At 65.0% G+C, this 12,742-nt stretch carries 12 protein-coding genes; 2 read left to right on the top strand and 10 right to left on the bottom strand.

The window, feature by feature from the left end; all coding sequences use genetic code 11:
* Positions 1 to 47 precede the first annotated feature (47 nt).
* Positions 48 to 1,049, top strand: coding sequence for an NADP-dependent oxidoreductase (locus C8D04_RS06240; RefSeq protein ID WP_116004070.1), 1,002 nt, complete (start codon positions 48 to 50; stop codon positions 1,047 to 1,049).
* 121 nt (positions 1,050 to 1,170) lie between these two features.
* Positions 1,171 to 2,379, top strand: a complete 1,209-nt coding sequence (locus tag C8D04_RS06235; protein ID WP_116004069.1) for an MFS transporter — start codon at positions 1,171 to 1,173, stop codon at positions 2,377 to 2,379.
* 224 nt (positions 2,380 to 2,603) lie between these two features.
* Here the strand turns inward: C8D04_RS06235 and C8D04_RS06230 are convergent, their stop codons facing one another.
* The 10 genes from C8D04_RS06230 to C8D04_RS06185 form a co-directional block, all read right to left on the bottom strand.
* Positions 2,604 to 3,665, bottom strand: a complete 1,062-nt coding sequence (locus C8D04_RS06230; RefSeq protein WP_233521124.1) for an NAD(P)/FAD-dependent oxidoreductase — start codon at positions 3,663 to 3,665, stop codon at positions 2,604 to 2,606.
* A gap of 53 nt (positions 3,666 to 3,718) precedes the next feature.
* Positions 3,719 to 4,048 carry a ferredoxin FdxA gene (gene fdxA / locus C8D04_RS06225; RefSeq protein WP_116004067.1) on the bottom strand — a complete coding sequence of 110 codons (330 nt, stop codon included), beginning with the start codon at positions 4,046 to 4,048 and terminating at the stop codon, positions 3,719 to 3,721.
* A 102-nt stretch (positions 4,049 to 4,150) separates the two neighbouring features.
* Positions 4,151 to 5,518 (bottom strand): GTP-binding protein, encoded by a 1,368-nt coding sequence (locus C8D04_RS06220; protein WP_116004066.1) that lies wholly within the window; start codon positions 5,516 to 5,518, stop codon positions 4,151 to 4,153.
* Between the two features lie 171 nt (positions 5,519 to 5,689).
* Positions 5,690 to 6,622 carry a sulfate adenylyltransferase subunit CysD gene (gene cysD / locus C8D04_RS06215; protein WP_116004065.1) on the bottom strand — a complete coding sequence of 311 codons (933 nt, stop codon included), beginning with the start codon at positions 6,620 to 6,622 and terminating at the stop codon, positions 5,690 to 5,692.
* A 61-nt stretch (positions 6,623 to 6,683) separates the two neighbouring features.
* Complete coding sequence (locus C8D04_RS06210) at positions 6,684 to 7,328, bottom strand: phosphoadenosine phosphosulfate reductase family protein (protein WP_116004064.1); 645 nt, start codon at positions 7,326 to 7,328, stop codon at positions 6,684 to 6,686.
* Positions 7,325 to 7,732 (bottom strand): DUF934 domain-containing protein, encoded by a 408-nt coding sequence (locus C8D04_RS06205; protein WP_116004063.1) that lies wholly within the window; start codon positions 7,730 to 7,732, stop codon positions 7,325 to 7,327. Before C8D04_RS06205 ends, C8D04_RS06210 begins: the two co-directional genes overlap by 4 nt.
* 15 nt (positions 7,733 to 7,747) lie before the next feature.
* Positions 7,748 to 9,544: a nitrite/sulfite reductase gene (locus C8D04_RS06200; RefSeq protein WP_116004062.1), complete on the bottom strand. Its 1,797-nt coding sequence runs from the start codon at positions 9,542 to 9,544 to the stop codon at positions 7,748 to 7,750.
* A 15-nt stretch (positions 9,545 to 9,559) separates the two neighbouring features.
* On the bottom strand, positions 9,560 to 10,363 hold the full coding sequence (locus tag C8D04_RS06195; protein ID WP_116004061.1) for a sulfite exporter TauE/SafE family protein: 804 nt from the start codon (positions 10,361 to 10,363) through the stop codon (positions 9,560 to 9,562).
* A 69-nt stretch (positions 10,364 to 10,432) separates the two neighbouring features.
* Positions 10,433 to 12,343 (bottom strand): FAD-dependent 5-carboxymethylaminomethyl-2-thiouridine(34) oxidoreductase MnmC, encoded by a 1,911-nt coding sequence (gene mnmC, locus C8D04_RS06190; protein WP_116006055.1) that lies wholly within the window; start codon positions 12,341 to 12,343, stop codon positions 10,433 to 10,435.
* Positions 12,344 to 12,421: 78 nt separating this feature from the next.
* Positions 12,422 to 12,694 (bottom strand): oxidative damage protection protein, encoded by a 273-nt coding sequence (locus tag C8D04_RS06185; RefSeq protein ID WP_116004060.1) that lies wholly within the window; start codon positions 12,692 to 12,694, stop codon positions 12,422 to 12,424.
* Between the last annotated feature and the right edge of the window lie 48 nt (positions 12,695 to 12,742).

Genomic DNA, 12,742 nt, shown 5'->3' with positions numbered 1-12,742 from the left:
CGCAAGGCCTCGGCCGAGCCAAAACATGACAGCAACAAGGAGAACCCATGAAAGCATTTCAGCTTGAACGCTACGGCAAGCAGCGCCCGCTGCAATCCACCAACATGCCGGAACCGGCTTTGCATGACGACGAGGTGTTGGTTCAGGTGCACGCCGCTGGCGTGAACCAACTGGATTGCAAAATCCGAGACGGTGAGTTCAAACTGATCCTTCCTTATCGGTTACCCCTCGTTCTGGGGCACGACGTGGCGGGCGTGGTGGTGAAGGTCGGGCCACGTGTGGAGCAGTTCAAGATAGGTGATGAGGTGTACGCGAGGTTGGACGATTTTCGGATCGGCAGCTTTGCAGAATATGTGCCTGTCAAAGAGACATCGCTGGCGCCCAAACCCAACAATCTCACGATGACAGAGGCGGCATCCATTCCATTGGTGGGTCTGACTGCGTGGCAGGCATTGGTCGAGAAGGCGAAGCTTCGGCCAGGGCAGCAAGTGTTCATTCAGGCAGGCTCTGGCGGTGTTGGAACTTTCGCGATCCAACTGGCCAAGCACCTGGGCGCCACCGTGGCCACCACGGCAAGTGCGGGCAACGCGGCACTCGTCAAAGGCTTGTGCGCCGATGTGATCATCGATTACAAAACCCAAGACTTCGAAGACGTGCTGAGCAATGTGGACGTGGTGTTGCACAGCCAGGACGGCAAGACGCTGGAGAAATCCCTGCGTCTGCTCAAAAGTGGTGGGCAACTGGTTTCGATTTCGGGCCCGCCAGACCCCGCATTCGCCCAAGCCATTGGCGCGTCGGCGCTTGTGAAACTGGCCGCTCATTTGCTCAGCGCAGGCACTCGGCGCCGCGCCAGAGGCCGAGGGGTTGGCTACTCATTCCTGTTCATGCAACCCAGTGGAAGTCAGTTGCGCGAGATCACCCGTCTCATCGAGACGGGCGTGATCCGACCCGTGATCGACAAGGTATTCCCCTTTGAGTCCACCAACGAGGCACTGGTCCATGTGGACTCAGGGCGTGCCAAGGGCAAAGTGGTCATTCAGGTTCGGTAGGCCTGTTTCCCAGCATCCAAATTGTGGAAGTGTTCATGAAGACCGGTCACGCGTTGGTGCCCCTTTCCGGTGCCTCCTTTTACGCCCTTGTAACACCACACATTCTCTTAAGGCACCTGATATGAATCAACGCAGCTCCTGGTTTTTCGTCTCGGTGGCGGCGGCGATTCTCATGATCACCATGGGTTCGCGTCAGTCGCTGGGCCTGTTTCTCTCGCCGCTGAACACGCAAACCGGTCTGGGCGTTGCGAAGATCAGCTTTGCCATGGCGATTGGGCAACTGGTCTGGGGCGCCGTGCAGCCGGTGTTTGGTGCGGTGGCTGATCGTTGGGGACCGGGCCGGGTAATTGTGCTGGGCGCCGTGCTGCTCGCTGCAGGTTCGGCCATCACCACCCAGGTCACCAGCCAGTGGGGCCTCATCTTTGCCTTGGGTATTCTGAGCGCAGCAGGTGCGGGCGCGGGCAGTTTCTCAATCCTTATCGGTGCGACGGCGCAACATATTCCCGCCGAAAAGCGCTCGTTCGCCAGTGGCGTCATCAACGCCGGTGGCAGCATGGGGCAATTTGTTTTTGCGCCGCTTAACCAGGCGGTGATGTCGGCATTCGGATGGATGCACGCGATGTGGATGATGGCGATTTTGGCCCTCACCACGGCGCCCATGGCCTGGTGGCTTCGCGGCTCGCCAAAACAATCCTTTGCCAGTGCGGGCGGCGAGACCGGACTGACTTTGCGAGAGCAGCTGCGCATTGCCTCACGCAACAAAAGCTACTGGTGCCTGCACGCCGGATTTTTCACCTGTGGGTTTCACATTGCATTCCTGGTCACCCACATGCCCGGCGAGGTGAATTTGTGTGGGCTGAGCGCGAATGTGGCGTCGACCTCGCTGGCCATCATCGGTCTGGCCAATGTGGCTGGAAGTCTGGTGGCGGGGGCGCTTGGCACGCGGGTGCGCATGAAGATGATCCTGTTCTGGATGTACGCCTCGCGGGTGGTTGCCATCCTGCTCTACATGGCCGCGCCGAAAGAGCCTTGGACGTTTTATATCTTTGCCGCCGTGCTGGGTGCAACGTGGCTCGCAACGGTACCGCCCACGGCCGGTTTGACCGCCAAACTATTTGGCACCCGTTACCTCGCTACGTTGTTTGGCTTGACCCTGCTGAGCCACCAGATAGGTGGGTTTTTTGGCGCCTGGCTGGGCGGCGTGACCGTGGTGAACACGGGCAGCTATGAATGGATGTGGTGGACTGACGCTGCTCTGGCCCTTGTGGCGGCTTTGGTGAACTTGCCAATTCAGGAAGAGCGACCTGCGCGAGGAATGGCATTCTCATAAGCCAGAGGGAACCATTGCAACTGGCCAATGGCGTGAGGACAAGGCGGCGCCCGAGTGCTGACGTTTGGTGTACCGACCAACGCGGGTTTGTGGCGCCCCCCGTGGAGACACGGTCTCGGCAGACTCCTGCTCAAACGAAGTCAAAGCCCGCTTTAGGCCGACAGCGCTAGTCGTGTCGCTCGCTATACCCAACCGCCAAGTTCGACATGGGCGCTAACCCGCTGTCAGCCCTTCGCGGTATCCACACCCAAATACCCCTGCAACCTCGCGCTGCTGGTCGTGTACTCCAGCGGCAGCTTGTGCCCCGCCAGCCATTCCGCCGCGCCGAAGGCGGCCAGGGTGGCTTCGTGGAAGCCGCTCAGGATGAGCTTGCGCTTGCCGGGGTAGGTGATGGCGTCGCCCACGGCGTAGATGCCGGGCACGTTGGTGGCGAAGGTGGCGGGGTCCACCACGAGCTGTTTGCGCTCCAGTGCCAGGCCCCATTCGGCGACAGGGCCCAGGCGGGGTACCAGGCCCAGGCGCACGAGCAGCAGGTCCAGCGGCAGGCGCAGCGGCGTGCCCTCGGGGGTGGCCAGCTCCAGTGCAGTGAGGTGCCCGGCTTCTTCCACGATGCTGTTGGCCATGCCGATGGCGACCTCAATGCGGCCCGCTGCGCGCAGGGCTTGCAGTTGCTCCAGCAGGGCGGGTGGGGCGTCAAAAACGTCGCGGCGGTGCTGTAGCGTGGTGTGGGCGGGGCGCTGCGCCTCGGGGGCGGTGGCGCAGGCAATGGCTTGCTGCACAGCGGGCTCGTCGCCCCCGTGCACCACCACGCGCTGCCCGGCAAGGCGGGTGCTTTCGTCCAGGCGGTAGAGCAGTTGGCCGCCCTCGTAAGCGTCCAGCCCCGGCAGTTTGAGGGTGCGCGGCACGAAGGCGCCCACGCCGGTGGCAATGAACACGGCACGCGCCTGCAGTTGTGTGCCCTGTGCTGTGCCAACGCGCAAGCCGCCGGTGGGCAGGGCTTGCACGGTATCGACCTGCTGGCCCAGGTGCCAGTGGGGTGCGAAGGGGCTGATCTGGCCCAGCAGACGCTCGGTCAGCTCCTGGCCGGTGCAGACCTGGATGCCGGGGATGTCGTAGATGGGTTTGTCTGCGTACAACTCGGCGCACTGGCCGCCGGGGTGGGGCAGTGCGTCGATGAGGTGGGCGCGCAGGCCCTGCAGGCCGAGCTGGAAGACCTGGAACAGGCCGACCGGCCCCGCGCCTATGACGACGGCATCGGTGTGCAGGAGCGCAGGCGGGGTGGACAAGGCGGTGCGGGGTGCGCCGTGTGGCAGCGGGGTACCGTCGACCGCAGCAGCCATCAGCGGATAATGTCTTTGATCTTGCCGGGCTGGCCGTTCCACTCGTCGGCGCCCTCCAGCGCGGTCTTGCGCTTGGTGATGGGCTTCCAGCCGGGGGCGTTGGTCAGCTCGGCGTTGATCTTGATGAAGGCCAGCTCGGTGGGGGGCAGGTCTTCTTCGGCAAAGATGGCGTTGGCCGGGCATTCAGGCACGCAGACGGCGCAGTCGATGCACTCGTCCGGGTTGATGACCAGCATGTTCGGGCCTTCGACGAAGCAGTCGACGGGACACACGTCCACACAATCGGTGTATTTGCACTTGATGCAGTTTTCGGAAACGACGTGGGTCATGGCAATGCTTTGTGGGAATCAGGGAACACCCTCGATTTTAGAGGGTGTGGCAGGGGAACCGGGTGGCAGCCCCTGCCAATCAAATGGAAAACGTGACTAAGGTCAATTGACAAGCACGGCGCCAGCGGTTGCGTGGCTGGCCGTGTCCACCAAAATCAGCGAGCCTAGCACCCGGGCCTGGCCAAACGGTGCGGTGGGCAGGGGCTCTTGCAGCAGCAGTTCGACATGGCCGATGGCGTTGGGCTCGAGTTGGCTGGCGTCTTCTTCGGCCAGGGTGTTGATGTCCAGGCGGTGCACCACACGCTTGACCTTGGCCTTGACCCAGCGGTGGCCGTGCAGCGCCCAGTACACGCGGCCTGCCACCAGGGGTTCGTTGTCCATCCAGGCCACGGTGGTGTGCAGTTCGCGGCGACCGGGCCAGGCAGGCACCGTGGCGGGCGTGTCGAAGTCGTCTTCGGCCGGGGCGGCCTGCGTGGGGGCGGCCACGATCCAGTCGCCGCGCGAGACATCGACCTCGCGGTCGAGCACGATGCCGGCGCTTTGGCCCGCATCTACGCCGATGGGGCGGCGTGCGTGGTCGAGCACCTGGGCCACGGTGGCGGTCTGGCCACTGGGGAAGACTTGCACGGGCGTACCGGCTGCCACATGGCCAGCGGCGACCCGGCCCCAGAACACGCGGCGGCCCTGGGTGGTGTCGGCAGACGACGAGAACTTTTCGACCCACTGCACCGGGAAGGCCAGCGGCAGGCCGGTGTCGGCGGGCGTGTTGGGCAGCAGTTCGAGGATTTGCAGCAGGCTCGGGCCTTCGTAGCCGCACCAGCCGGGGTGGGCATCGACCACGTTCCAGCCCTTGAGGGCCGAGACGGGCACGGTGGCGCGCACCGCAATGCCGGCCTGTTGGGCAAAGCGCGCGAGCGCCGCGCTGATGTGCTGCCAGGCCCGTTCAGGGTGGGCCACGGCATCGAGTTTGTTCACGGCAAACACCAGCGAATGCACACGCAGCAGGTGCACCAGCAGGCTGTGGCGGCGCGTTTGCGGCAGCAGCGTGAGCTGTGGGTTCTCCCAGTCGAGCTTGGTGGCATCGACCAGCACGACAGCGGCATCGGCGCTGCTGGCCGCTGTGACCATGTTGCGCGTGTACTGCTCGTGGCCCGGTGCGTCGCCAATGATGAACTTGCGCGTTTCGGTGGCGAAGTAGCGGTAGGCCACGTCGATGGTGATGCCTTGTTCGCGCTCTGCAGAGAGGCCGTCGGTCAGCAGGGCCAGATCGGTTTCGCCCGCGCGCTGCACGCCCGCCAGATGGTCTTGCAGCACGGACTTGCTGTCCACCAGCAGGCGGCCAATGAGGGTGCTTTTGCCATCGTCCACGCTGCCGCAGGTGATGAACTTGAGGGCCGATATATGGTTATTTTGGACTGCAGCGCCTGATGGTATTGCGCTGGCAGCTATCGAATGAATAGTATTTGTCATTGGATTGATCTCAGTAATCCAGAGTGCTACGCACCGCTCGCATTGTTGGATAGGGCGCGGCCCAGGCTAGCGACCGCCGCGCAAGGGCCGCCCCGCCGCGCTGGCGGTGTCCCCCTTCCCGCGCGAAGCGCGAGAGAAGGGGGAAGGCGCGCAGCGACGCAGGGGGTTGCATTAAAAATACCCGTCTTTCTTGCGCTTTTCCATTGAAGCGTCAGAGGTTTTGTCGTCCATGCGTGTGGCTCCGCGTTCGCTCACGTCGGCGGCCAATGTCTCGATCACGATCTCGGCCGCGGTGGCGGCCAGGCTTTCGACCGGGCAGGTGCAGGTGATGTCGCCCAGGGTGCGAAACCGCACGTCGCGTGTTTCCAGCTGCTCGCCGCTGCGCAGCGGCGTGAGGGGCGTCACGGGCACCAGCAGGCCCTTGCGCTCGACGATCTCGCGCTGGTGTGTGTAATACAGCGACGGCAGGGCGATCTGCTCGCGTTCGATGTATTGCCACACATCGAGCTCGGTCCAGTTGCTGATGGGAAATACGCGAAAGTGCTCGCCCGGCTGCAGGCGGGTGTTGAACAGTGTCCACAGCTCGGGCCGCTGGGCCTTGGGCTGCCATTGGCCGAAGCTGTCGCGGTGGCTGAAGATGCGCTCTTTGGCGCGGGCCTTGTCTTCGTCGCGGCGCGCGCCGCCCATCAGCGCGTCAAAACGAAACTCTTCAATCGCTTCGAGCAGCGTGACCGACTGGTGCACGTTGCGCGGCTCACCGGGGTGCGCCAGGCGCACGGTGCCGCGTGCCATCGAGTCTTCGACATTGCGCACGATGAGCTCGGCGCCCAGTTCCTTGGCCCGCAAATCACGGAAATCCGTCACCTCGGGGAAGTTATGGCCCGTGTCGATCATGAGCAGGGGGTAAGGGATGCGGCCCACGCCGAAAGCTTTTTCAGCGCACTTGAGCATGACCAGCGAATCCTTGCCGCCCGAGAACAGCAGGGCGGGGCGCTCGAAGGCGGCGGCCACCTCGCGCAGGATGAAGATGGTTTCTTCTTCCAGCGCGTCGAGGTGGCGGTTGCTGAGGTGGTTCAGCACGGAGGTGTCAACGCGGGCGTTCATTGTTTATTCCATTCAAATCGGGCTGTAACGCTGATGGGGATTGCGCTGGCAGCTATAGGTTTCAGTGCGCCAGGTGCAAGCCGCACTCGCGGTTGTCTTCGCCCTTGGTCGGGTCCACGTAGTCGAAGTTGTTGGGCAGGCCGTGCTTGACGCAGTATTCGTGCAGGTCCTTGGACGACCAGTGCAGCAGCGGCGCCACCTTGATCAGGCCGTCGGGGTTGATGCTCACGGGCTCCATCTGCGCGCGTACGGCGGTGTCGGTGGCGCGCAGGGCGGTGAACCACACCTTGGGCGCCGTCTCGCGCAGGGCGCGGGCAAAGGGCTCCAACTTCACTTCTGCGGTGAAGGCCGCGTGGCGCGGGTCATCCAGCGTGGGCGTCAACCCTTCCACGGCTTCGCGGTGCGCGCGCGAGCGGCGCGGCAGGTAGATGTGCAGGTTCAGCCCCAGCTGCTTCGTCACTTCGTCGGCAAAGCGGTAGGTGGCCTCGGTGTTGTAGCCGTTGTCCATCCAGACGACCGGCACGTCGGGGTTGACCTGTGTGACCAGGTGCAGGATCACGGCCTCGAACGGGCGGAAGTTGGTGGTGACGATGGAAGCCTCGCCCAGGCCCAGCGCCCAGGTGACGAGGCCGGATGCGTCGTGGCCGAGTGTGGCGTTGACGTGTGCGAGGTCCAGCGCGGGGTTGGGAGTCAGTACGGCGCTCATGCCGACTCCAGCGCTGCATCGCGGGCGAACAGAGGGCGCGGCTCGTTCACGTCGCCCTGGTAGAAGGCGCCAAAGCGCGCAAACTGGCGCTCAGCAGCGGCGGCGTCTACACCCTCGGCCAGCACGGCGCTGCTGAAACCGCTGCGGTGCATGTGCACCAGCTGGTCGATCAGCACATCGCCCGTGGCGCGGATGTCGCCCGCAAATTTATAGCGTCGGCGCAGCAGCAGGGCCTGGCTGTAGGCGCGGCCGTCGGTAAATTTGGGGAACTGCAGTTCTACGCGCTGCACGCCTTCCAGCGCGCCGCTGGCGACCAGTTCGGCCAGTTCGGCATCGTTGGCAATTTGCAAGGTTTTTTCGGTATCAGCGCCCGTGAATAAAGCGCTAGCAGCTATTATTTTCATAGTCTTCAATCGCGGTCAGTCTTGTTCTGCCAGGGCTTCCTGGTCGGCCTTGGGGCGGCGGGCAGCGTTGGCGGCCTGCTTGAACGGGTCGTGGCCCAGGCGGCGCAGTGCGTCGATAAAGAACTCGCCGGGCTTGCGCAGCGCGCGGAAGGTGGCGAGCAGCGCCTCGATCACATCGGGCACTTCGGCTGCGGTGAACGAGGGGCCGACCACCTTGCCGCCAATCGCGGGGCCAGACAGATCGGTGCCGTCAGACCCGCCCAGCGTGATCTGGTACCACTCCTTGCCGTCCTTGTCCACGCCCAGGATGCCGATGTGGCCGCTGTGGTGGTGGCCGCAGGAGTTGATGCAGCCGCTCATGTGCAGGTCGATGGGGCCGAGGTCAAACAGCTCGTCCAAATCTTGATAACGGTCGGTCACGGCGGCGCCAATGTGCAAAGAGCGCGCATTGGCCAGCGAGCAGAAGTCTCCGCCGGGGCAGATGATCATGTCGGTCAGCAGGCCGATGTTGGGTTGTGCCAAGCCCAGAGCGCGGGCCGCTTCGTACAGCGCCGGCAGGTCGCCCTCATGCACCCAGGGCAGCATCAGGTTTTGCTCGTGCGTCAGGCGCGCCTCACCAGCGCTGAACTGCTCGGCCAGTTGGGCCAGGGCTTCCAGGGTGTCGGCGTCGGCATCGCCGGTGGCAAAGCCGGGGCGCTTGAACGACAGGGTGACGGTCTTGAGGCCGGGCAGCTTGTGGCCGCGCACGTTTTGCTGCAACCAGCGCTGGTACAACTGGCCTTGTGTATTCACCTTGGAGGGCAGGTTGGTGGCCTTCAGCTCGGGCACCACGAAATGGCTTGTGACCCGGTCAAGCTCTGCCTGCGTGATGGTGTGGGGCGCGCCGTCGAGGTTGACGATGTCCTGGTATTCCTTCTCCACCGCGTCGATGAACTTCTGGCCTTCGCTCTTGACCAAAATTTTGATGCGCGCCTTCCACTTGTTGTCGCGCCGGCCGTAGCTGTTGTAGGTGCGCACCACGGCTTCGATGTAGTTGAGCAACTGGTCCCAGGGCAGAAATTCGCGCACCACGCTGCCAATGATGGGTGTGCGGCCCATGCCGCCGCCCACTTTCATGGTGAAGCCCACGCTGCCGTCTTCGGCCCGGCGCGCTTGCAAGCCAATGTCGTACCAGCCAATGGCGGCGCGGTCTTCTTCGGCGCCGTTGAAGGCGATCTTGAACTTGCGCGGCAGGTAGGAGAACTCGGGGTGCAGCGAGCTCCACTGGCGCGTGATCTCGGCGAACGGCCGCGTATCGACGATGCTGTCCTCGGCGATACCCTCCAGCGCGTCGCAGGTGATGTTGCGGATGTCGTTGCCGCTGGTCTGGATGCCGTGCATGGAGACACTGGCCAGCAGGTCCATCACGTCGGCCGCGCGGTGGAGGGGAATCCAGTTGAATTGCACATTGGTGCGCGTGGTGAAGTGGCCGTAGCCGTAGCGCAGCGGCGGTGCGGCCAGCGTTGCGCCGGGCTGCGCGTCCTGCAATGCGTCTTGTGTGGCCTGGGCGTGTGCCAGCAGTTCAGGTGCGGGCTTGTCGTACTCGCGCGCAATGTGGGCCAGCGTGCGCAGTTGCGTGCTGCTGATTTCGCCATAGGGCACGGCAATGCGCGCCATGGGCGCGTAGCGCTGGATGTACCAGCCGTTTTGCAGGCGCAGTGGCAAAAGCTGTTCGTCGGTCAGTTCACCACGCTCCCAGCGCTCAAGCTGGTCGCGGAACTGCTCGGCGCGCAGCTGAACGAATTTCTTGTCGAAGTCGGTGTATTGGTACATGGGGCAACGAGCCTCTTAAATCAAAACAAGTTTGGCGCCCGCCCAGGCGAGCAGCAACGAAAGGGCAGAGCGGATCAGCCGCTCTGGGGTGCGGGTGACTAGGCGCGAGCCCAGCCAGATACCCGGCAATGAACCGGCCAGCAACTGCGCCAGCAAGGCCCAGTCGACCGAACCCAGCGATGCGTGGCCCATGCCGGCCACCAGTGTCAGCGGCACGGCGTAGGCAATGTCGGCGGCAATGATGCGCGGCAGCGGCAGGTGCGGAAAGACGAGCAGCAGCACGGTGACGCCAATGGCCCCTGCGCCCACCGAGGTAAAGGTGACCAGCGTGCCGATGACCGCGCCCAGCAGCACCGGCAGGCTCCAATGGCGCGGCTGCGTGGCGGCGGCGCCGCTGCCCTGGCGTGCGGCCTGTTCGGCGGCCTGGCGCTGGGCCGAAAACACCACCACCTTGTACAGCATGGCGGCGGCGGTGAGCAGCAGGGCCGCGCCCAGGGTTGTGGTCATGAGGTGCTGCACCTGCTCGCTGGCCGGGCCCAGGTGCTGCAGCAGCCACAGCGACGCCAGCGCCGCCGGAATGCTGCCCGCGCACAGCAGGCCCACCACGCTCCAGGGCACCAGCCGCTGACGGGCCAGACCGACCGTGCCGCCCATCTTGGTAAAGGCGGCAAACAGCAGGTCGGTGCCGATGGCCAGGTGGGGTTTTACGCCGAAAAAGAAGATCAGCACCGGCGTCATGAGCGAGCCGCCGCCCACCCCCGTCAACCCCACGATGAGGCCTACGGCAAAACCAGCGAAAACGAATGCAAATTCAGGCATGGCCGCGAATGTAGAGGGCCTGCTTATGAAAACAAACGATTGTTTTGTGCTTCCTATATGCGAATAAGCTTATTCCGCAGTCGGTGTGGGGTCCAAGCGTTCGGTGCCCATGGCACGGGCCAGGCGCGCATCCAGCGGCAGGGGCTCCCCTTGCAGGCGCGCCGCCAGTAGTTCGCCGCACAGCACGGCACGGGTCAGCCCGCGGGCGCCCATGGCCGTGCACACCCACAGCCCGGGCAGGCGGGCGGGGGCTACCGGGCCGACGATGGGCAGGCGGTCGATAGCGGTGCAGCGCACGCTGGCCCAGGCGTGCAGGCTGTTGGCTGCGCTGCCTTCAAACGCCGGGCGCAGTGCCGGGGTGGCGGCGGGTACCAGGGCCTGCAGGCGCTGCCAGTTGGTGGCGTGGGCGGCGGTCTGTTCTTCGGGTGGCAGGGGCAGCTGTTCCACATCGCGGTCAAAAGTGGAGCCCATGTGCCAGGCCATGCCGTTTTCGTGCGGCACATGCGCCACCAGGCCACCGTTGCCATTGACGGGGAACGGCGGCAGCCCGGTGGCGCCCGGTGGTTGCGGCCCCCAGGACAGCTGGCCGCGCACGGGCTGCAGGGGGAGTGCGGGGGCTTGCACCGTGGCCAGCAAGGTGTTGCAGGCGGGGCCTGCGGCCAGCACCACCACGTCGGCTTCAGCCAGGGGCTGGCCTGCGCTATCGAGCGCCTGCCAGGTGCCATGGGCGGTGCGCTGCAGCGTGGCTACTTGGCTGTGGGGCTGCCAGGTGATGCCCGGCTGGGCCAGCAGCTTTTGTACCAGGCGCGCGGGCCGCACCCAGCCACCGCGCGCATGCCAGCAGGCGGTGCTGTCTTCGGGCAGGCCCGCCGCGTGCAGGATTTGCGGGCTGGCGGGCAGGCCCCAGTCGGCGCCGGGGCCGTGCTCCCAGCCGCTGGGCAGGCCCAGGTTGTCGGGCGGGCGGCACTCCAGCACGCCGCCGGGGTTCCAGTCCAGGCCCGGCTGCAGCAGGGCGTGGGATTGCTGCAGCATGGCGCGCACGCCGCTGCGCGAAACGCGCGAAAAAATGTTGTCGTCGGGCGAGAGGTGGGGCGCAAACAGCCCCACGGGCAGGCCCGATGCGCCGCTGGCAGGTGCGGCGGCAGCATCCAGCACCTGCACGCTCCAGCCGCGCCGTGCCAGGCTGGCGGCGCTGGCGGCACCCGCCAGGCCCGCGCCAATGACCATGCAGCGCGCCGGGGTCGGGTGCTCGGCCGTGGTTTCGCTCGTGCGGCTGGTGCGTGGCTCCCACGCGGGGTTGAAGGTGGCGTGCAGGTTGTCGCGTTTGGGCGGCACGCCCGGCACTTTTTTCACGACAAAGCCGCATTGGGTGAGGGCGTCGCGCACCGCGCGGGCAATGGTCCAGGTGGCCAGGCGGGTGCCGCGGTGACAGCAGCGCGCCACGGCCTTGAGGGTGTGCAGGCTCCATATTTCGGGGTTGGCCTGCGGGCTGAAACCGTCGAGGTAGATCGAATCCACCTCCCAGTGCTGCTGGCGCAGCAAGGCCTGTGCGTCGCCGATGCACAGCGTGAGCAGCACGCGCCCGCCATCGAACCACAGGCGGTGCACACCCGGCAGCAGGCCCCAGTATTGCGCGCACAGTTCCTGTGCCAGCGGCTGTAGCTCGGGGTGGCGCGCGGCGGCGCGCAGCAGGTCGTCGGTGGACACGGGCCAGGCTTCGAGCGAGACAAAGTGCAGCAGCGTGGGCTGCTGCGGGTCGGCACGCCAGGCGGCCCAGGTGGTGAGGAAGTTCAGCCCAAAGCCAAAGCCCGTTTCCAGAATGCGCCACTGCGTCGCCCCGGCCCAGGCCTGCGGCAGACCGCAGCCGTGCAAAAAGACATCGCGCGCCTGCGCCATGCCGCCGTGCTCACTGTGGTAACGGTCGCCAAAGCGCGGGCTGTAGGGGGTTCCGTCGTCGAGCCAATCAATGCGTTCGGCCATGGTGGGGTGCTGCGCGTTCAAAAAATCAATGCAAAAAGGCGCCACGAAGGGCGCCGGAGTGTCTGCGCAAGCCGTTTTTCAGGCGCTGGGCGGCACGTAACCTTGCACTGCGTCGGCGCCGCCGCCAAAGAAATGCTGTTCCATCTGGCGTGCCAGGTATTGGCGCGCACGGGCGTCGGCCAGGTTCAAGCGGTTCTCGTTCACCAGCATGGTCTGGTGCTTGAGCCAGCCGGCCCAGGCCTCTTTGCTCACGCTTTGCCAGATGCGCTTGCCCAGGTCGCCAGGGTAGGGGGGAAAGTCGAGGCCTTCGGCTTCCTTGCCGAGTTTGATGCAGTGGACGGTACGTGCCATGAAAATTCCTTGTGGGTTGGTTCTATGCTTTTGGGTATAAAGAACTGA

The organism is Simplicispira sp. 125, assembly GCF_003096555.1.
Lineage (GTDB): Bacteria > Pseudomonadota > Gammaproteobacteria > Burkholderiales > Burkholderiaceae_C > Simplicispira.
The sequence above is the reverse complement of the archived record's forward strand: the minus strand, read 5'-3'. Positions and strand labels throughout refer to the sequence as shown.

What these genes read in the sequence shown, in the direction of transcription:
- C8D04_RS06240 (WP_116004070.1), top strand. Translation starts at nt 48, where the DNA reads ATGAAAGCATTTCAGCTTGAACGCTACGGCAAGCAGCGCCCGCTGCAA.
- C8D04_RS06235 (WP_116004069.1), top strand. Translation starts at nt 1,171, where the DNA reads ATGAATCAACGCAGCTCCTGGTTTTTCGTCTCGGTGGCGGCGGCGATT.
- fdxA (WP_116004067.1), bottom strand. Translation starts at nt 4,048, where the DNA reads ATGACCCACGTCGTTTCCGAAAACTGCATCAAGTGCAAATACACCGAT.
- C8D04_RS06220 (WP_116004066.1), bottom strand. Translation starts at nt 5,518, where the DNA reads ATGACAAATACTATTCATTCGATAGCTGCCAGCGCAATACCATCAGGC.
- cysD (WP_116004065.1), bottom strand. Translation starts at nt 6,622, where the DNA reads ATGAACGCCCGCGTTGACACCTCCGTGCTGAACCACCTCAGCAACCGC.
- C8D04_RS06210 (WP_116004064.1), bottom strand. Translation starts at nt 7,328, where the DNA reads ATGAGCGCCGTACTGACTCCCAACCCCGCGCTGGACCTCGCACACGTC.
- C8D04_RS06205 (WP_116004063.1), bottom strand. Translation starts at nt 7,732, where the DNA reads ATGAAAATAATAGCTGCTAGCGCTTTATTCACGGGCGCTGATACCGAA.
- C8D04_RS06200 (WP_116004062.1), bottom strand. Translation starts at nt 9,544, where the DNA reads ATGTACCAATACACCGACTTCGACAAGAAATTCGTTCAGCTGCGCGCC.
- C8D04_RS06195 (WP_116004061.1), bottom strand. Translation starts at nt 10,363, where the DNA reads ATGCCTGAATTTGCATTCGTTTTCGCTGGTTTTGCCGTAGGCCTCATC.
- mnmC (WP_116006055.1), bottom strand. Translation starts at nt 12,343, where the DNA reads ATGGCCGAACGCATTGATTGGCTCGACGACGGAACCCCCTACAGCCCG.
- C8D04_RS06185 (WP_116004060.1), bottom strand. Translation starts at nt 12,694, where the DNA reads ATGGCACGTACCGTCCACTGCATCAAACTCGGCAAGGAAGCCGAAGGC.